Here is a 17,902-nt window from a genome sequence, read left to right as displayed (position 1 = left end):
GCACGTAGCAGACATTACCTAAAAAGAAGGCGCGGATGGCTATGGCCTTCCCCGCCAAACCTTTAAAATTAAATTAAGCCATACCGTAGAACATGAACGCGAGTACCACACCGATGATCGGCAATACCTCGATCAAACCTACACCGATAAACATTGTTGTTTGAAGAGTGGATTTTGCTTCCGGTTGACGGGCAATACCTTCCACCGTTTTGCTGATTACCATACCGTTACCAATACCTGCGCCAAACGCGCCCAGTCCTGCAACAATTGCTGCTGCGATTAATGCCATTGCTCCCATTTGTATATCCTCCTTAAAATGTTAAATCGAATTTTTTATTGTTCAGCCTGGTGAAGAAATCTTCGTAGGGCTTGAAACTTAATGCTCGTCGTGCGTCTCGATGCTCTGTGAAATGTACACCATCATCAAGATAACAAACACAAATGCCTGGATCGCGCCGATAAAGATACTAAAGCCTTGCCACACCATTAGTAGCGGAATCGCTGCAATAGCACCAAACACTTTAAATGTGGTCAGTTTCAGGATCGTTGCGATCAGTACCTCACCTGCGAAGATATTCGCGAATAGACGCATACCGTGTGTCAACAGCTTGGATGCCGTCTCAATCAGGTTGATTGGCAAGAACAAAGCGAATGGCTTCAGGTAATGCTGGAGATATCCTCTGGTGTTGCGGAACAATCCGAGTCCATGCGATACAAGGAACGCTACGAGAGCGAGTCCCATCGTTACAGACAAATCGGCTGTCGGTGATTTCCACCATGCCAGTTCAACGTGTGGATGTGCTTCCGGGTCCTTGGCATGCGCTTCTTCAAACGCCTCCACCGCTGTAACAATCGGCTGACCGAACACTTGCGCATGTTCTGCGCTGTCCACTGCAGTTACCGCTTGGAACGGAAGTCCGAGCATGTTTCCTACAAAAATGAACATGATCATGGAAAGAGCGAGAGAGATAAAATGTTTACCTTTCTTCATATCCATTGTACTGGAAATCAGATTGCGGACGAATTCTACTGCCCACTCCATAAAATTTTGCAGCTTGCCGGGGTTTTCAACGGATAGTCTTCGTGTGGCCAGTACAGCAAAAATAAAAACAAGGGCACCTGTAACTACCAGCATCAACACAACCGATAGATCCAGTCGAAATCCGCCAAGCATAATAATTGGAGCTTCATGCATATTTTTCTCACCCCTTTCTCGACTTGAAAGCTGCAGCACCTAACATCATTCTGCTCTGCGGGAATGGACAATCCCTATAATCAGTAAGGAAAATTGTGCAATGACGAGACCGCCTGCAACCGCATATGTATTGAAGTACTGCGGGAAGCGCATCGATATGAATATACCGAGCACAGCGAGTGCCGCTCTTGTCAAAAATCCCAGGTTCACACGCTTCAAGTTACCTTCTGCCGCATCATCAGACATTTTCCTTACTTTGTAGCCCAAGTAAAATGCATTGATCCAGCTAATTCCTGTACCCAGGGCCAGTCCCAAAGCAATTGTCTCCACACGTGGCATAAAGGCCGCTGCGAGAAAACAAATCATAAGAAAGTACATGATGAAAACAGTCATCGATCTGCGGTATCTGGTTAGTTCACTCATCACTTTCCCCCATGAATTTTTTCGCGATAAAGTAGATGCTTACACCGCCTGCCGCAAGAAAAAAGAGAACGCTTACGGCGATCCATATTCCGTTACCTCCAATGGTCTTGTCCAACCAGGAGCCAGCGTAATATCCGGCAACAGCGAGAATGGCAATCTCGATCCCAAAAGCTGTCACGAGTCCCATCGCTTTCCATACATTATCGTCATGGTTACGGGATGAATTTGGTTTGTTCGAATCGGCCATTTTCCACGCCACCCTTGCAATCCCAGTTAATTTTACTGAATGATGAGAGCCTTTGTCAATTGAATGATTTTAGCGTTTTAAAGGGGAAAACGACGGGAATATAGACCCTCAAAGCCCATAAACCCGCGTAAACCGTACAGTTTAACTGTATGCTATGCCCTTTATAAATCCGTCAGAAAAAATGTATTATTTTTTGAATTTTCTGTGAAATGATTCCGGACGGTCACTATTTACACCGAAATGATGCAAAATCGCATTGACAATTCTTTCCGAAGCATGTCCATCACCGTATGGATTAGCAGCCTGACTCATGCTTGCATACAGTGTTTCGTCTGTAAGCAGAGCTTTGGTCCGTTCATATACACGTTCCTCTTCGGTACCAACCAGTTCCAGCGTTCCAGCTTCAATACCTTCCGGGCGCTCTGTTGTATCGCGCAATACGAGTACAGGCACACCAAACGAAGGCGCTTCTTCCTGCAAACCGCCTGAATCGGTCAAAATCAAGTGAGTATGCGGGTAAAAGTTATGCAAATCCACCACGTCTAGTGGATCAATTAATTGAATACGGGGATGATTCCCCAAGATCGCGTGAGCCGGCTCCTTCACAGCAGGACTTGGATGCACCGGGTACACGATGGCAATATCTTCAAATTCGTCGGCAATCCGTTTGACGGCCTGGAAAATGTTGCGGTGAGGCTCGCCCTGAGATTCACGGCGATGAGCTGTCATCAGCACAAGGCGTTTGCCTTGGGCCCAATCAAGTACCGGGTGCTTGTAGTCCTCCCGTACTGTATATTGAAACACATCTGTTACCGTGTTGCCTGTGACGTACGTACTAGACTCCGATTTATTTTCTTTGGCAAGATTGGAAGAAGACCAATCCGTAGGCGCAAAGTGTAGATCAGCCAGTACTCCCGTCAACTGACGGTTCATCTCTTCCGGATATGGAGACAGCTTGTTCCACGTCCGCAGTCCCGCTTCCACATGCCCTACCTGAATCTGTTGCAGGAATGCTGCATAGCTCGCTACAAAGGTAGTCAATGTATCCCCGTGAACCAGTACAATATCTGGTTTAGCTTCGGCTAACACTGGCTCCAAACCGCCAAGCACACGAATTGTAATTTCATTCAATGTCTGGCGGTCTTTCATTACATCCAGATCATAATCGGGATGAATGTCGAAAACTTCAAGTACCTGATCCAGCATCTGGCGATGTTGCGCAGTTACGCAAACAATAGATTCAATAGACTCGGGATGTTTTTGCAATTCCAAAATAAGCGGAGCCATCTTGATGGCTTCCGGACGCACCCCGAAAATCGTCATGACTTTAATTTTCTTGGACATTCGAGCAAAGCCCCTTTTCTATAAGTTCCGATTACAAGCATGCAATATGCTTATTTAGTGCCGTATAGACGGTCTCCTGCATCTCCAAGTCCTGGAACGATGTAACCATGATCATCCAGACGGTCGTCCAGTGCTGCTACATAGATATCCACATCGGGATGTGCATCCTGTACAGCTTTAACGCCTTCCGGTGCTGCCACCAGGTTCATCATCTTAATTTGAGTACAGCCACGTTTTTTGAGCACGTCAATGGCTGCAATGGCCGAACCGCCAGTCGCGAGCATCGGATCAATCACAATCAATTGACGCTCTGTTACGTCTGTAGGCAGTTTGGTGTAGTATTCTACCGGTTGCAGTGTTTCCGGGTCACGGAACAGACCAACATGTCCAACTTTTGCCGCTGGCAACAATTTCACAACGCCATCCAGCATTCCAAGTCCTGCACGCAGAATCGGCACCAGTCCGAGCATACGTCCAGAGATGACTTTACCTTGTGTTGCCGCTACAGGTGTCTGTACATCAATCGTTTCCAGTTCCACATCTCTTGTAATCTCATAAGCCATCAACGTTGCTACTTCATCCACCAATTCACGAAAATCTTTCGTATTCGTACGCATGTCGCGTATAAACGTCAGTTTGTGTTGAATCAAAGGGTGATCACATATTACTAATTTTCCCATCTAATTTGTCCCTCCGGTAAGTTCTTCATGTTCAGCATTTCCAAATATACCTAGCCACCATTCATGGGCTCGATAAATCCTGTATATTATATCATCACCAACAACGAATTACACCATCAAAGGGCACCCAATCATTACAGAATACCGAATCCTATAAAAAACAGGACCGGAAAATGATCCATCCGGTCCTGTTTTGCTCATGCTGTTGTGTTATTGAGAATGTTCAAAAACGTGTAAACACTAATGGTGCTCCGCAAACCGAATGACCTTCCGATCGCTGTTATCCCCAGATTTCTTTGATCCAATTATAATTGTTGAAATCTGGGGATAAAGGCGAGCGCTACGCTTCTTCAGGTTCTTTCGGTTTGCTCCGTCTGCGTGTGTACATTAAGAACACTCAAATACAAACAGCATGAGCAAAGTTTTTTAGTATTTAAGGTCGGTATAGAGCGGGAATTGGTCTGTCAGTGCAGTCACTTCTGCACGAGCTTCATCCAGCTTCGCCGTATCTTTAGGATTTTTCAATGTTTTGGCAATAATCTTACCAATAGCAACCATAGCTTCTTCGTTCATGCCACGGGAAGTTGCAGCAGGTGTACCAATTCGAATACCGCTCGTTACAAACGGGCTTGTAGGGTCGAATGGAATTGCATTTTTGTTCACGGTAATGCCGATGGAATCGAGTACATGCTCAGCTTCCTTACCTGTGATGTTCACACTGCGTGTGTCGATCAGCATCAAGTGGTTATCTGTACCACCGGATACGATGTTCAATCCTTCAGCGATCAGTGTTTCAGCCAGAACCTGTGCGTTTTTCACAACATTCTCTGCATACGTTTTGAAAGATGGCTGCAAAGCTTCACCGAATGCTACCGCTTTGGAAGCGATCACGTGCATCAGAGGTCCACCTTGGGAACCAGGGAATACGGCTTTATCAATTGCTGCTGCCCATGCTTTACGGCACAGAATCATACCACCACGAGGTCCACGCAGCGTTTTGTGTGTTGTTGTTGTTACGAAATGCGCATGTGGAACTGGGCTTGGATGCAATCCAGCAGCAACCAGTCCTGCGATGTGAGCCATGTCCACCATGAACAAAGCGCCTACATCATTGGCGATGGAAGCCAGCTTTTCAAAGTCAATGGTACGCGGATAGGCACTTGCACCTGCAACGATCAGACGAGGGCGGTGTTTGAAAGCCGCTTTGCGCACTTCATCATAATCAATCAGGAATGTGTCTTCTTGTACGCCGTATGCAACGAAGTTGTACAGCAAACCGGATGCGTTAACCGGGCTACCGTGTGTGAGGTGACCACCATGGGCAAGGTTCATACCGAGTACAGTATCACCAGGCTTCAGCGCTGCAAGATATACTGCCATGTTTGCTTGTGCGCCGGAGTGAGGTTGAACATTCACGTGTTCTGCTCCGAACAATTCTTTTGCACGATCACGCGCGATGTCTTCAACGATGTCCACATGCTCACAACCGCCATAGTAACGTTTGCCTGGATATCCTTCAGCATACTTGTTGGTCAGAACAGATCCCAATGCTTCGATTACTGCTTCACTTACGATGTTCTCGGATGCAATCAGTTCGATGTTGTTCTGTTGACGTTTCAGTTCAAGATTCATCGCTTCCAGTACTGCCGGGTCATTCTTGCGCAATTGTTCCATGATTAAATTCCTCCCAGTTATAAGTGAAATTATAAAGTGAAACTAATGTTTACACGAAAACGGCGAATGCAACACCAATCTGAAGAAACGAAGTGGTCGCCTAAAAGCTTTCTTTAGAAAGCTACTCCGGAAGCATAGGCTATCACCGGATTTCCCCCTTTAGAAGGGAATAAAAAAATCTGGGGATAACAGCGATCGGAAGATGGTGATGCAATCAAAGTCAGGAGTGTAACCCAATTAGTCTCGCTTTATATGTTAGTCACAAAATGTCGAATCTGGTTGTTCTTCCATACGATACACCGCGCGTTCGCCGCCAATCAACTTCGGACGAGTCAACGCTGTGGTCACACGTGCATCTCCAACATAACGGAGCGCTGTACGAAAAGGTACGGCTACATGCCTTAGATGCATTCCAATCATCGTCTCCCCAATGTCCAGTCCCGCATGGGCCTGCACATGTTCGGCCAGGCATGGATCGGTCAGCGAACGATATGCTGCGGATGCCATTGAACCTCCGGCCTTGGGCACGGGTACTGCACCAACCTCAGTCAATCCAAGACGAGTAAGCACAGAACGTTCCATTACCAGCGCACGGTTCAGATGCTCACAACATTGGAATACTGTGTCAAAACCGAACTCCTCCTGCACCTCGCGTATACCCGCAAGAAGCTGCTGCGCCACCTCAATGGCACCACTCGTACCAATCCGCTGGCCTGCGACTTCACTTGTGCTTGTACCGATCACAACGATCTGTCCAGGCCCAAGCTGTCCGGCAAGCGCCAGTTCATGCAGAATGGATGCGGTCTGTTCCTGCAATCCGGGTTGTTCCGAATCTAACTCAATAGTCATCCTATCATCGCCTCCCGATTAAATCATGCCCGCTTTCTCTTGGTTGTCCTTCGTATTCTTGCACGGCATCTCAGGTACTATTATAGCGAATAATCAGATGAAAGACGAAAAAAAGAGCAGTCTGCGGGTAACGCAGAATTGCTCTTTTGCCCAGGCGACCGGCCGTTTGTTCCGGTGCTCCATCGTGGTTATGCCCACTTCGTCGCCAGTTACACCGGATCCCTGTTTTCCCCTTCATCATAAAACAACCCGCGGCTAAAATCAACGGTTAATTTACATCATGTGTCCTGTTTTTATAACCTGCCCCGCAGGATCAGAATTATCCCAGCTTATCCAAAAGCCGGTCCAATGCGGTCCGAATCTCGGCCGCAGCGATATTGTAATCATCACGGCTGCCACCAAACGGATCAGAGATGTCGAAACTTGGAATTCGTTGTCTGATCTCGATGGCTCGCTCACGCTCCGATGCCAGGATCTCTTGCCCAAGGGCACGTTTCATCTCCAGCGTCGCAAACAGGCTGTCCAATTCCTGAACATCATTCAATACCTGTTCATCATCCTCCACATATTCTTTCAATGTATAGGTTTTGTGGACCGAGTCGGGAAATACCTGCATGACATGCTGCTTATGACTGCGTGTTAAGGTAAGAACCAGATCAGCCCAACCCACCAAGTTGGAGCTAAGTTGTGTGGAATGCGGTGGACCTTCAACGTTATGATCTCTCAAAACCGCTTCAGCATGACGCGAAATCGGCATACCCGACGTTGCTGCCACACCTGCGGAGCGAACCTCTACCTGAATGCCGCGCTCCGATGCCAATTTTCGCAAAAGCCCCTCTGCCATGGGGCTGCGGCACGTATTTCCTGTACATACGAATAAAATATGTTTCATTGTGTTAGCCTCCCCATTTTACATATGATGCGAATAATATGATTTCTCAAGTTTTATTCTAAAATATAAACAAAAGTCCAAACGCAAGCAAGATTGCGCCACCAATGGCTTCACCGTAATCACCAAGATTCCGGCTTACCCGGCGACCTAATAGCAGACCCATAACCGACATCGCCCCGCCACACAGGCCGAAAGCAAGTACGGTCAATACCAGATCATTACTAAACATCCCTAGTGAAACACCCACGGAAAACGAATCCACACTTACACTGAGGGAGAACAAAACGACGCCGAGCAGGGAACGGTGGTCCACCAGCTTCGTATCGCCTTCTCGGAATGCATTCAGAATCATATGACCACCAAGCAGGATAAGCAATCCACCTGCCGCATAGGTCGTAATGTCACCTAGCAGCGAGCTGACGTATTTGCCCATGTACATGCCGATCAGCGGCATGATGATATGAAACAGCGCTGTTACTGTACTGATCCGCAATACATCCCTCAGCCGAATGCCCTTCATGCCAATTCCGATTCCGAGCGAGAACGCATCGAGGCCAAGCGCAACAGCCATGATCAAAATGGTTACCAACTGCCCTACATGGGCAGACACATCCCACATCCCCATACCCCCAAGTCACGTAAAGGTTCTTGTACACGTTATGCGGACAAGGACTCAAACATGACCGATGAAAGGTAAACGGCGACGGATCTATGGATTTTGATGCAGGCTTTATAGGTATTTGATGTTGTTAAAAAAAAAGTTGAGTGCTCTCCTGACTGTATGATCAGGAGAGGTTACGAGGGCTGCTGGTTGCCAACTTGTATGAGTTGGTTACCTGCCGCCTTGAGCAGCCGATTCATGACGGCTGCTCCCAGCCCTTCGCGTGAGCAGGCTTCAGCCACAATATATGTGGCGCCCTGCTCATCGCAGCTGCGCAGCGCGGCGTATAGCCGACGCGCTGCTTCTTCCAGCTCGCTGGCGTCGCCCAGCGAGAACACGGCATCGGCGCGGTACTGCTCCGCGTGCTCGGCGAACGCCAGCACCGCGGTGCGCTCTCCGCGCTGCGCCGCCTCTGCGAGGGCGGCGCTGATCCAGGCCGCCACCGCAGAGGGCGGCCCCTCCACCACGCACAGCGCCCCTGCGGGTGCGTAGTGCGTGTACTTCATGCCCGGCGAGCGCGGCGCCGGGCTGCCCACGCCATCGGCCCCCTCCGCGAGTAGCGCGGGGTCCGTGGCGACACGGGCGGCAACGGCGGACAGCTGTTCCGCCGTAATGCCGCCAGGGCGCAGGATGGTGACGGTACCGTCGTCACCGACCTGCACAACCGTGGACTCGACGCCCACTCCGGTGGGGCCGCCGTCCACGATGCCGCCGATGCGGCCATCCAGATCCTCGCGCACATGAGACGCGAGTGTCGGGCTTGGCCGCCCGGAGCGGTTGGCGCTTGGCGCAGCCACAGGGCACGCCGCCGCCGCGATCAACTGCAAGGCCACTGGATGGTCCGGCATGCGCACGGCCACCGTGTCCAGCCCGGCGGTGACACGCGGGGACACCGCCCCTGGCCTAACCGGCAACACGAGCGTCAGTGGTCCCGGCCAGAAGGCCGCCATCAGCGCTTCGGCTGTTTCGTTCACTTCCGTGACCAGAGCGTCCAACTGGTCACGGTGCGCGATATGCACGATCAGTGGATTGTCAGAAGGTCGGCCTTTGGCGACAAATACAGCCTCCACGGCTGCCGTGCTACGCGCATCAGCACCCAAGCCATAAACCGTCTCGGTCGGGAAGGCCACCGTCTGACCGAGACGAATGCAGGTCGCAGCGGCCTGCAAGTCGGCGAGCGCCTGTTGATCGGCGCTCCCCTTTTTCACATCCATCTTTTCAATATTACCCATTCCATGATCATTCTCAGCGCTCACCAAGACGCGTACATCCCACATCTCGGTAACCAGCTCTCCCGGAGTTTTCGTCTCACGGTCTTCTTTACCATCCCTCAACTCAGAGGTGTGTTGCACAGGTTTGTTTTCTCTGCTCATATATCATCATTCCTAAGTTTCAAGTAGGTTAGTTCATATCCATATTCAATATAAGTAATTATAACATACCTGTCCCGCCTCGGATGCCCTTCACAACTCACTCCCCGTATGGGTCTCAATGTAACTTCACCACCATTTCATATCAAAAGGGCAGCTTCATGAATCGAAGTCGCCCTTACCTGTAGTATAAATTCGTTGTTATGCGAATAAACTAGTCACCCAACTCCACAGTTTCACAGCCATATCCCACAGAAAGAATCTCGCCTCCGGTGTATCTCCCTGTACGGTTGCCTCTGCATCTCCAGATTCAGATGCTGCAGCCGATACCGTTGAAGGTTTCGCCAGGGCATCCCCAGTCCCTGCATCAATGAAGCACAGCGGCGGGAACAACACACACCACCAGTTCTGACCTTTGCCTTCGCCCAGCGTGATCCGGACCGCTTCATAATCGCCAGCAGGATAGACAGTACCACCATATAGTTTGGTCGGGAACGGAACAGAACCCAACTCCACCTGATATGTATAATGTAAACCTCGACTGGTCAGCTCTTCCCCCACTTTATTCTCAATCTCGGACAAATGCTCACGAATGACCTGGCGCGCTTCATCCAGACTTTGCGGATTCTCCAACTCGGCTACCCACTCGCCCATCTGAGCAACGACAGCATCCCGAATCTCACGTTTCACCAATTGATCTCCCGTTGAATCCGAGTTTGCTAGAATACGCAAGCGAATCGATTGTTCCGGTATCGCTGCGGCCGCCACAGCTGCATCCGTTTTCTGACCTTCCCACATCATGATAATCATCATAAGACATACAATAATAAGTCCAATTTGCTTTACGATTCGTCTGTTCATTCCGTTCTCCCCCTCGGCTCTCTGATCAACGTTGGCTGCAACTCTCTCATGTCTATCAGTATGCCCCGGAGAATCGGAAGTAAACCTAGCATTTGCAATAAATCTACTAAATCGATTCTATGATTTACATTCCCTCACCAGTCATGCTAAAAAGGCTGATCTGCACCTGGTTACAGGGCAAATCAACCTCTTTATTTCTTAAGTACGATCACGTTATACGCTTCATCGCTTAATTTTTCACCTATACCGATTCAACAGTTATACCGCACTTTTCTCTTTCTTGAGCATATTCCATAAACGTTCCGATAACCGGGGTTGCTGCTCCCCCATCAGAAGTTCATCCTCCTCTTCTTGCCCGTACAACTTAATGCTCATGACTACACCAATGCAAGCCATATTAATAAGCAAAGAGGTTCCCCCATAACTGATGAACGGCAACGTAATACCTGTGAGCGGCATCAGTCCGAGGAACGCGCCCACGTTCTCGAACACCTGATACAACAACATCCCGATAATGCCTACAATGATGACAGGTCCCGCGCGATCTCTGCATTTCAGAGCAATCAGCACCATGCGGTGGATCAGAATAAAGTACAACAGAATCAGTATGGATGCACCGACAAACCCAAACTCCTCTGCGATCACGACAAAAATGGAATCAGAATACGTATAGGGGACTCGTCCACTTTGAACGGATGTTCCTTGTAAATACCCTTTGCCGATGATGCCCCCTGAACCAATAGCTAAACCTGCATTCTTCGTATGCCAAGAAGCCTTGGAGGTAGCCTTTTCCGGTACAAGCCACGGGTCAATCCGTTCCGCCCAATGCTCACGTTTTATCTTTTCAAGAAAAGTGAATACTTCATCATGATAGAAGGTGTAAGCCTTAACAAAGCCAAAGAACGCCACTCCCACAATCGCCAGCGCAATCAATGCGTGCTTCAGTCTCATATTCCCGATCCATAACACTGCAGCCAGAATAACCACATATCCCAGCGCATTACCCAAGTCATTCTGAGCCATAACCAGGGCAAACGGAATAAACGCCCAGCAGCCAATCGGCACAATGTCTTTCCAGAACTCCAGCGTACCTCGTTGTCTCTTCACGATCAAATGGGCGAGAAACAGAATCAGAATCATCTTGAACAGCTCTGCCGGTTGAAAAGAGAAATTGTCGCTCAGCTTCAGCCAACCGTTGGCATTATTGATCGAACTGCCTAGGACATTGGCCAGGATCAGTAGTATAATTCCCAACCCATAAAAATAAAAAGCATATTTCACGTATAACTTGTAATTCACAAGCCCGATCATAAACACCGCAATAAACCCGGCTACATAGAAATAAATCGTTTTGACATGATGATTCGCCAGGTTGGCATCCGTCTGCGTCCCGCTGTAAATCGCAAATATACTTATAATCATGAGCAACAGCATTACAAAAAGAATCACACCGTCCATCTTTTTCAGCATTCTCAACATGACTCCGTCCAGCCCCCTGAAATCTAACATTCTATCATTTCCAATTAAACTCAATATTACCATTGTATATAATTGGATAATGAAATGGAAATCTGGATCGCTTCAGGTTAAAAGTGAACTATTTAATGGGCTTGAATTACACCTTAAAACTATAAAAACCCTGCAACATCCATCCCAATGTAAATTAGGTTGATCTGTTCCAGGGTTTTATAGTTAACGGACTCATATGCAAATACCTGACGTGTTATTTCACGGTTTAATTCGAGAGATTTATTGCTCTTGCTGGGATGGCTTGCGTCTTAGCAATTTCATCACCAAATCGGTAATACTTGGTTGTTCCGCAGAGCCGAGAATATCCTCGTTCTCTTCCGTGTGAACCTTGATACTCATCACAATCCCCATACTGATCATGTTGATCATAATGGAGGTACCACCCGAACTTATGAACGGTAAGGTAATCCCTGTCAATGGCATCAGACCAATGAAAGGACCAATATTGACAAAGATTTGGTAAAGCAACATCGCTATAATACCTACAATTAGATAAGGCCCCGCGCGATCCTTACATTCCAGTGCAATCAGCACCAGCCTGTGAATCAGGATAAAGTACAGGAGAAGCAACACCGAGGCACCGATGAAGCCGAATTCCTCCCCAATCTGTACGAAGATGGAGTCAGCATAGGCCAGCGGCACCCGATTTGACTGAATCGTTGTGCCTTCCATATACCCTTTGCCCGTGATACCGCCAGAACCAATCGCAAGCTTCGCATTATACGTCTGCCAGAGCACATCTCTTGAGGTCAGCTCTGGTACGAGCCAGGGGTCAAAACGATCCGCCCAGTGCGAACGTCCAATGTCATTCAGAAATTTAACAATCTCATCATGGTAATGAATATACGCCTGTGTACCACCGATAAAAGCAGCCACTGCGATCATAAAGCCAATGAGGGCATGCGTAAATTTAATGTTACCAATCCATAGTAGGCCCACAAGAATGACTACATAGCTTAACGCATTTCCCAAGTCATTTTGTAGCAATACAAGTAATAACGGAGGCAGAACACAGAGAGAAATCGGAATAACATCACGCCCAAAATAGAGCGGGCGATTCTTCTTTCGGGCCAAAAAGGCCGATAAAAACACAATCAGGCATAACTTGAACAATTCAGCAGGCTGCAAACTGACCCCGAAGATGGACAGCCAACCTTTTGCCCCGTAATACTCCTTACCAAAGAACATAACGAATATGAGCAGGAGCATACCCACGCCATAGATATATAAATAATTTTTGATTATGAATTTATAGTTGATCATCGACATCCCAAAAAAGACTACGAACCCCAAAATATAAAAGATCACTGCGCTTTTCGGGAGTCCCTCCAGCTTTGGACGACCAAACGTTGTACTGTAAATCGACAAAATACTGATACCCATCAGAATAACGAGTATAAAGACAATAGAATAGTCTATCTTTTTAAATTTGTGCAGCATGTAATTATGTTCCCCCAAGCATTCAGAAATCTTCGGTATATCTCATTGTAGAGGATTTCACGGCAAAAAGAAAACCCGCGGAACCTTACATTTTCGTCACCTGTTCCGAAGTACGAACACCCAGGACATGCCGCTCGATTCCGGCAAGGTCCGGTACAATGATAATTTCCGGCCAATATCCCGCCGATTCAAGCAAAGCTGCGATGTCGCGAGCCTGCCCCTGACCCAGCTCAAAACCAATGATCTGCGGCGGCGCAGGCAGCAGCGCCAGTTGCTCCAGCATGATACGGTACGGTGCAAGCCCGTCCGGACCGCCATCCAGTGCCATGCGCGGCTCATGATCGCGCACCTCTTGCTGCAACCCGGCGATATCCGCCGCCGGGATGTATGGCGGGTTGGACACCAGGATGTCCACCCGAGCCCCGGCGAACGGGGCCAGCAGATCGCCTTCACGGAAGTCGATCAGTACGCCGTTCGCGGCCGCGTTCCGCGCGGCCACTTGCAGGGCAGCCGCCGAGAGATCCCCGGCGCCTACCTGCCAGCGCGGGCGTAGTGAAGCCATCGTCACCGCGATGGCACCACTGCCCGTGCCAATATCGACGGCGAGCGGAGCGCCGTCAGGAAACACGCGGTCGGCTTCGCGCAGCACAGCCTCGACCAACAGCTCCGTCTCCGGCCGCGGAATCAGCACGGCCGGCGTGACCTCGAACGGCAGCCCATAGAATTCCTGGCTGCCGATAATGTATTGCGCCGGCTCACCCGCAGCCTTGCGCGTGACGGCGTCCTCCCAGCGGCTGCGATGCTCGCTGGGAAAAGATTCCGGCTGCATCATGTAGTACGCGGCGCCATAGACGCCGAGTACATGTTCCAGCAGCAGCCGAGCATTGTTTTGCGGCTCGTACACGCCGCACTTCTCCAAAAAAGAGGAAGCCTCCACGAAGGCTTCCCGACAGCTCTGTTCCGGCGTCATGACAAACTGCGCGCGGGTCACAGATTATTCTCCTCTATCCATCAACTCGGTCTGCTGAGCAATCGTCAGTGCAGACAAGATATCTTCAATCTCCCCGTTCATGATCTGATCCAGCTTGTGCATCGTCAGACCGATACGGTGATCCGTCACACGGCTTTGCGGGAAGTTGTACGTACGAATCCGCTCACTGCGGTCGCCCGTTCCCACTTTGCTCTTCCGCTCAACAGAGATCTTCGCTTCCTCTTCCATACGTTTCATATCGAAGATACGTGTACGCAGAACCTGCAACGCTTTTTCCTTGTTGGAGTTCTGTGATTTTCCATCCTGACATGTCGCCACAATTCCCGTTGGAACGTGCGTTACCCGTACTGCGGATTTCGTGGTATTAACCGATTGTCCCCCGGCACCACTGGAACAGAAGGTATCAACACGGATGTCTTTATCGTGAATTTCGATATCAAAATCTTCAGCTTCAGGCATAACTGCAACCGTTGAAGTTGACGTATGAATACGTCCGCCAGACTCGGTTGTTGGAATACGCTGTACACGGTGTGCGCCGCTTTCGTATTTCATTTTGCTGTATGCGCCGCGTCCGTTGATCAGGAAAACAACCTCTTTGAATCCACCGAGATCATTCGTGTTCACGTCCATCAGCTCTACACGCCAGCCTTGTGCATCTGCATAACGTGTGTACATACGGTACAGATCTGCTGCAAACAACGCTGCTTCATCTCCACCAGCTGCTCCGCGAATCTCAACAATAACGTTCTTGTCGTCATTCGGATCTTTCGGCAACATGAGCACACGAATCAATTCGTCCAGTTCTTTCTGGCGAGTGCTCAGTTCGTCAATTTCCATTTTGACCATTTCGCGCATCTCATCGTCCAGTTTTTCGCCCTGCATTTCCTTGGCTGCTTCAAGATCCTCACTTACCTGTTTGTACTCATTGTACGCTTCATAAGTCGGTTGCAGATCGGATTGTTCTTTGGAATATTCCCGCAACTTTTTGTTGTCACTTGCTACATCCGGGTCACACAGCAACTCACTCAACTTGTCATAACGGTCGGCTAACGCCTGTAATTTATCCAACATGTATAGTCACCTCACGCATTATTTTGTCCATGCAAATATCGTTTTCAATAATTATTTTTCGGTTTCATTATTAATAACATCTATAATCTATATTCCACAACGCACAGGATTCTCACCGAATCCCCTGACCGCAGCATGTATTCACATTCATGTATGATCGACGTATAACATCGCTACAACGTCATCAAATCCTTTACTTTTAAAGTGATATCAAGAAATCGTGTACCCTGTGTGAAGCCCGCTTCAGCTCATCCGTTCGAGCGCGAAATTCAACGTGGTATACGACTCTTAATTATAGCATATTCTTATGGTTCTGAATAGTAACTGTTCCGCAGGCGGATGAACTAATTTTTATAATGCAACTTTCTCACCCTTCACTCGTGACCATCCTGCTCATGAATTAGCCTACCGGAAATGATTGTAACAAATAGATCATTCACGTTTCTTTCTGATGTTGTAAAATATATACAATGGATTCTATAATTCATGGTTCTGATATTTTATTTTAGGAGGGAATGAATGATATGAACTTAACATCAGATGCTTTTCCAACAGAAAAATTAAAGATTGCTTTAGCACAGTGTTCTTCGATCGACGGAAATATTGAAGAAAACGTTAATAGGGCTTATGAAATGATTGAAGAAGCTGGAATAGAGCATGCCGATATTATTATGTTTCCAGAAAAATATCTGACGGGATATGTGCCAGAAATCGTAGAATCCAATTTAACTGAATATACACTTTCCATTAATGATGCGAGGATTGAAAAGTTGCGTCAAGCATGTCAAAAGTACGGCATTTGGTCAATCATCGGAACCCCTGTAAGAAGAGGCGAGGATGTGTTCATCTCTTCAATTATAATAGATTCCAATGGAAACGAAGTAGGCGTTTATGACAAGTCTCATTTGTTTCAAACGGAGAAGGAAATGTTTTCAACCAATAATGAGCAGGTCATCATCAAATTAAAGGGCTGGAACATTGGGCTGGCCATCTGTTATGACGCAGGCTTCCCTGAACATTCTCGTCTTTTAGCACAAAATGGCTGTCATTTATATATGGGTAGCTCTCTCTTTAGTAAAGGAATGGGGTACAAAGAGTCACGAGTATGGTTTCCTGCGCGCGCTCTGGATAATACGATATTTACAGCGATGTGTAATCACGTTGGAACAACCGGAGTTTGGGATACGTGTGGACATAGCGGTGTATGGAACCCTTTAGGTGATAATATAATTGATGCGTCGCAAGACAACGTTGAATTGCTGTTAGCTGAGTTAGACCCCGATCTTCTTAATCAAGCTAGAAATGGCGAAAGAATGCTTGCGGATTCGTTTGATATAAATAAAGAACACTATTCTTTCAAGACTATTGTTGGGAACTAAGCAAACCTCATATGAACTGAAGAGTACATAAGTACATCACGATTGAAGTGACCCCATATATCGATACTAAAAACCCTACCATCTTCACGAGAAGATCGTAGGGTTTTGGTTATTGAATCTACATATCAAGGTATGACAACTTATACGTTGAAACGGAAGTGCATAACGTCGCCGTCATTTACAACGTACTCTTTACCTTCAAGACGAAGTTGTCCGCGCTCTTTAGCACCGTTCATGGAACCTGCTGCAACCAGATCGTCGTAGGAAACAACCTCTGCACGGATGAATCCGCGTTCGAAGTCGGTGTGGATAACACCCGCTGCGCCTGGTGCTTTCGTTCCTTTACGGATCGTCCATGCACGAACTTCCTGTACGCCTGCTGTGAAGTATGTGTACAGACCGAGCAATTTGTAAGCCGCTTTGATCAACAGGTTCAGACCGGAATCCTCGATACCGAGTTCTTCCAGGAACATTTGTTTATCTTCGCCTTCCAGCTCAGAAATTTCTTCTTCAACCTTCGCGCTAATTGGCACCACTTCTGCGTTTTCAGCAGCTGCGAATTCTCTTACTTTTTGTACGTAAGCATTGTTCGCCACGTCGCCGATTTCGTCCTCAGCTACATTGGCTGCGTACAGAACAGGCTTCAGGGTAAGCAAGTGCAGATCGCGTATGATCAGAAGCTCGTCATCCGTAAGTTCCATGCTGCGTGCTGGCTTATCATCATACAGAACAGCCTTCACTCTCTCCAACACTTCTACTTCTTGAGAGGCAGTCTTGTTGCCGCCCTTCATGTTTTTCTTGGAGCGATCGATTTTCTTCTCAACACTCTCGATATCGGCCAGGATCAGCTCCAGATTGATCGTCTGGATGTCGCTCACTGGGTCAATTTTACCATCAACGTGTGTAATGTTCTCATCTACAAAGCAACGTACCACGTGTACAATTGCATCTACTTCACGAATGTGGGCAAGGAACTTGTTACCCAGACCTTCTCCTTTGCTCGCACCGCGAACCAAACCTGCGATATCTACAAACTCAAACGCCGTTGGTACGGTTTTCTTAGGTACAACAAGTTCTGTCAGTTTGTCCAAACGCTCATCGGGTACTTCAACGATCCCTACGTTAGGGTCAATCGTACAGAACGGATAGTTTGCCGATTCGGCACCTGCTTGTGTAATTGCGTTAAACAATGTAGATTTACCAACGTTAGGCAAACCCACGATTCCAGCTTTCAAAGCCATGTATATGACAACTCCTCATTGATTACTTGTTCGGTATGGATAATCCTATACATT

General features: G+C 48.0%; 18 protein-coding genes and 1 riboswitch. Of the genes, 1 reads left to right on the top strand and 17 read right to left on the bottom strand.

Annotated features, from left to right (window positions below; genetic code table 11):
* Positions 1 to 73: 73 nt before the first annotated feature.
* The 16 genes from atpE to prfA all read right to left on the bottom strand — a co-directional run bounded on the left by atpE (position 74) and on the right by prfA (position 15,228).
* Positions 74 to 298 carry a F0F1 ATP synthase subunit C gene (gene atpE / locus PAHA3_RS22900; RefSeq protein WP_017691934.1) on the bottom strand — a complete coding sequence of 75 codons (225 nt, stop codon included), beginning with the start codon at positions 296 to 298 and terminating at the stop codon, positions 74 to 76.
* A gap of 78 nt (positions 299 to 376) precedes the next feature.
* Positions 377 to 1,195, bottom strand: a complete 819-nt coding sequence (gene atpB, locus PAHA3_RS22895) for a F0F1 ATP synthase subunit A (RefSeq protein WP_062836962.1) — start codon at positions 1,193 to 1,195, stop codon at positions 377 to 379.
* Between the two features lie 45 nt (positions 1,196 to 1,240).
* Complete coding sequence (locus tag PAHA3_RS22890; protein WP_062836961.1) at positions 1,241 to 1,618, bottom strand: ATP synthase subunit I; 378 nt, start codon at positions 1,616 to 1,618, stop codon at positions 1,241 to 1,243.
* Complete coding sequence (locus tag PAHA3_RS22885) at positions 1,611 to 1,865, bottom strand: AtpZ/AtpI family protein (RefSeq protein WP_024632723.1); 255 nt, start codon at positions 1,863 to 1,865, stop codon at positions 1,611 to 1,613. Before PAHA3_RS22885 ends, PAHA3_RS22890 begins: the two co-directional genes overlap by 8 nt.
* A gap of 186 nt (positions 1,866 to 2,051) precedes the next feature.
* Entirely contained in the window at positions 2,052 to 3,209 is a 1,158-nt protein-coding gene (wecB, locus tag PAHA3_RS22880; RefSeq protein WP_062836960.1) for a non-hydrolyzing UDP-N-acetylglucosamine 2-epimerase, read from the bottom strand.
* 50 nt (positions 3,210 to 3,259) lie between these two features.
* Complete coding sequence (upp, locus tag PAHA3_RS22875; RefSeq protein WP_017691929.1) at positions 3,260 to 3,889, bottom strand: uracil phosphoribosyltransferase; 630 nt, start codon at positions 3,887 to 3,889, stop codon at positions 3,260 to 3,262.
* A gap of 426 nt (positions 3,890 to 4,315) precedes the next feature.
* Positions 4,316 to 5,563, bottom strand: coding sequence for a serine hydroxymethyltransferase (gene glyA, locus PAHA3_RS22870; protein WP_167350929.1), 1,248 nt, complete (start codon positions 5,561 to 5,563; stop codon positions 4,316 to 4,318).
* A 255-nt stretch (positions 5,564 to 5,818) separates the two neighbouring features.
* The gene (locus tag PAHA3_RS22865; RefSeq protein ID WP_062836958.1) at positions 5,819 to 6,412 is read right to left on the bottom strand and encodes a TIGR01440 family protein; all 594 of its coding nucleotides are present in this window, start codon (positions 6,410 to 6,412) and stop codon (positions 5,819 to 5,821) included.
* A gap of 141 nt (positions 6,413 to 6,553) precedes the next feature.
* Positions 6,554 to 6,635: riboswitch (ZMP/ZTP riboswitch) on the bottom strand.
* A 96-nt stretch (positions 6,636 to 6,731) separates the two neighbouring features.
* Complete coding sequence (locus tag PAHA3_RS22860; RefSeq protein WP_062836957.1) at positions 6,732 to 7,304, bottom strand: low molecular weight protein arginine phosphatase; 573 nt, start codon at positions 7,302 to 7,304, stop codon at positions 6,732 to 6,734.
* 58 nt (positions 7,305 to 7,362) lie between these two features.
* Positions 7,363 to 7,923, bottom strand: coding sequence for a manganese efflux pump MntP (locus tag PAHA3_RS22855; RefSeq protein ID WP_062836956.1), 561 nt, complete (start codon positions 7,921 to 7,923; stop codon positions 7,363 to 7,365).
* 176 nt (positions 7,924 to 8,099) lie between these two features.
* Complete coding sequence (locus PAHA3_RS22850) at positions 8,100 to 9,338, bottom strand: L-threonylcarbamoyladenylate synthase (RefSeq protein WP_062836955.1); 1,239 nt, start codon at positions 9,336 to 9,338, stop codon at positions 8,100 to 8,102.
* A 198-nt stretch (positions 9,339 to 9,536) separates the two neighbouring features.
* Entirely contained in the window at positions 9,537 to 10,196 is a 660-nt protein-coding gene (gene spoIIR, locus PAHA3_RS22845; RefSeq protein ID WP_062836954.1) for a stage II sporulation protein R, read from the bottom strand.
* A gap of 258 nt (positions 10,197 to 10,454) precedes the next feature.
* Complete coding sequence (locus PAHA3_RS22840) at positions 10,455 to 11,675, bottom strand: FtsW/RodA/SpoVE family cell cycle protein (RefSeq protein WP_062836953.1); 1,221 nt, start codon at positions 11,673 to 11,675, stop codon at positions 10,455 to 10,457.
* A gap of 270 nt (positions 11,676 to 11,945) precedes the next feature.
* Positions 11,946 to 13,166, bottom strand: coding sequence for an FtsW/RodA/SpoVE family cell cycle protein (locus PAHA3_RS22835; RefSeq protein WP_062836952.1), 1,221 nt, complete (start codon positions 13,164 to 13,166; stop codon positions 11,946 to 11,948).
* 85 nt (positions 13,167 to 13,251) lie between these two features.
* Positions 13,252 to 14,136, bottom strand: coding sequence for a peptide chain release factor N(5)-glutamine methyltransferase (gene prmC / locus PAHA3_RS22830; protein ID WP_082762974.1), 885 nt, complete (start codon positions 14,134 to 14,136; stop codon positions 13,252 to 13,254).
* A gap of 24 nt (positions 14,137 to 14,160) precedes the next feature.
* Positions 14,161 to 15,228, bottom strand: a complete 1,068-nt coding sequence (gene prfA, locus PAHA3_RS22825) for a peptide chain release factor 1 (protein ID WP_062836950.1) — start codon at positions 15,226 to 15,228, stop codon at positions 14,161 to 14,163.
* 524 nt (positions 15,229 to 15,752) lie between these two features.
* On the opposite strand from prfA, the gene PAHA3_RS22820 reads away from it, so the two are divergent.
* The gene (locus PAHA3_RS22820; protein WP_062836949.1) at positions 15,753 to 16,607 is read left to right on the top strand and encodes a carbon-nitrogen hydrolase family protein; all 855 of its coding nucleotides are present in this window, start codon (positions 15,753 to 15,755) and stop codon (positions 16,605 to 16,607) included.
* 140 nt (positions 16,608 to 16,747) lie between these two features.
* On the opposite strand, the gene ychF is transcribed toward PAHA3_RS22820, so the two are convergent.
* Complete coding sequence (ychF, locus tag PAHA3_RS22815; RefSeq protein ID WP_062836948.1) at positions 16,748 to 17,848, bottom strand: redox-regulated ATPase YchF; 1,101 nt, start codon at positions 17,846 to 17,848, stop codon at positions 16,748 to 16,750.
* Positions 17,849 to 17,902 lie beyond the last annotated feature (54 nt).

The sequence above is a fragment of the Paenibacillus amylolyticus genome (genome assembly GCF_001570725.1).
Lineage (GTDB): Bacteria > Bacillota > Bacilli > Paenibacillales > Paenibacillaceae > Paenibacillus > Paenibacillus amylolyticus_A.
This window is presented reverse-complemented; position numbering and strand designations above follow the sequence as displayed.

What these genes read in the sequence shown, in the direction of transcription:
- atpE (WP_017691934.1), bottom strand. Translation starts at nt 298, where the DNA reads ATGGGAGCAATGGCATTAATCGCAGCAGCAATTGTTGCAGGACTGGGC.
- atpB (WP_062836962.1), bottom strand. Translation starts at nt 1,195, where the DNA reads ATGCATGAAGCTCCAATTATTATGCTTGGCGGATTTCGACTGGATCTA.
- PAHA3_RS22890 (WP_062836961.1), bottom strand. Translation starts at nt 1,618, where the DNA reads ATGAGTGAACTAACCAGATACCGCAGATCGATGACTGTTTTCATCATG.
- PAHA3_RS22885 (WP_024632723.1), bottom strand. Translation starts at nt 1,865, where the DNA reads ATGGCCGATTCGAACAAACCAAATTCATCCCGTAACCATGACGATAAT.
- wecB (WP_062836960.1), bottom strand. Translation starts at nt 3,209, where the DNA reads ATGTCCAAGAAAATTAAAGTCATGACGATTTTCGGGGTGCGTCCGGAA.
- upp (WP_017691929.1), bottom strand. Translation starts at nt 3,889, where the DNA reads ATGGGAAAATTAGTAATATGTGATCACCCTTTGATTCAACACAAACTG.
- glyA (WP_167350929.1), bottom strand. Translation starts at nt 5,563, where the DNA reads ATGGAACAATTGCGCAAGAATGACCCGGCAGTACTGGAAGCGATGAAT.
- PAHA3_RS22865 (WP_062836958.1), bottom strand. Translation starts at nt 6,412, where the DNA reads ATGACTATTGAGTTAGATTCGGAACAACCCGGATTGCAGGAACAGACC.
- PAHA3_RS22860 (WP_062836957.1), bottom strand. Translation starts at nt 7,304, where the DNA reads ATGAAACATATTTTATTCGTATGTACAGGAAATACGTGCCGCAGCCCC.
- PAHA3_RS22855 (WP_062836956.1), bottom strand. Translation starts at nt 7,923, where the DNA reads ATGTGGGATGTGTCTGCCCATGTAGGGCAGTTGGTAACCATTTTGATC.
- PAHA3_RS22850 (WP_062836955.1), bottom strand. Translation starts at nt 9,338, where the DNA reads ATGAGCAGAGAAAACAAACCTGTGCAACACACCTCTGAGTTGAGGGAT.
- spoIIR (WP_062836954.1), bottom strand. Translation starts at nt 10,196, where the DNA reads ATGAACAGACGAATCGTAAAGCAAATTGGACTTATTATTGTATGTCTT.
- PAHA3_RS22840 (WP_062836953.1), bottom strand. Translation starts at nt 11,675, where the DNA reads ATGTTGAGAATGCTGAAAAAGATGGACGGTGTGATTCTTTTTGTAATG.
- PAHA3_RS22835 (WP_062836952.1), bottom strand. Translation starts at nt 13,166, where the DNA reads ATGCTGCACAAATTTAAAAAGATAGACTATTCTATTGTCTTTATACTC.
- prmC (WP_082762974.1), bottom strand. Translation starts at nt 14,136, where the DNA reads ATGACGCCGGAACAGAGCTGTCGGGAAGCCTTCGTGGAGGCTTCCTCT.
- prfA (WP_062836950.1), bottom strand. Translation starts at nt 15,228, where the DNA reads ATGTTGGATAAATTACAGGCGTTAGCCGACCGTTATGACAAGTTGAGT.
- PAHA3_RS22820 (WP_062836949.1), top strand. Translation starts at nt 15,753, where the DNA reads ATGAACTTAACATCAGATGCTTTTCCAACAGAAAAATTAAAGATTGCT.
- ychF (WP_062836948.1), bottom strand. Translation starts at nt 17,848, where the DNA reads ATGGCTTTGAAAGCTGGAATCGTGGGTTTGCCTAACGTTGGTAAATCT.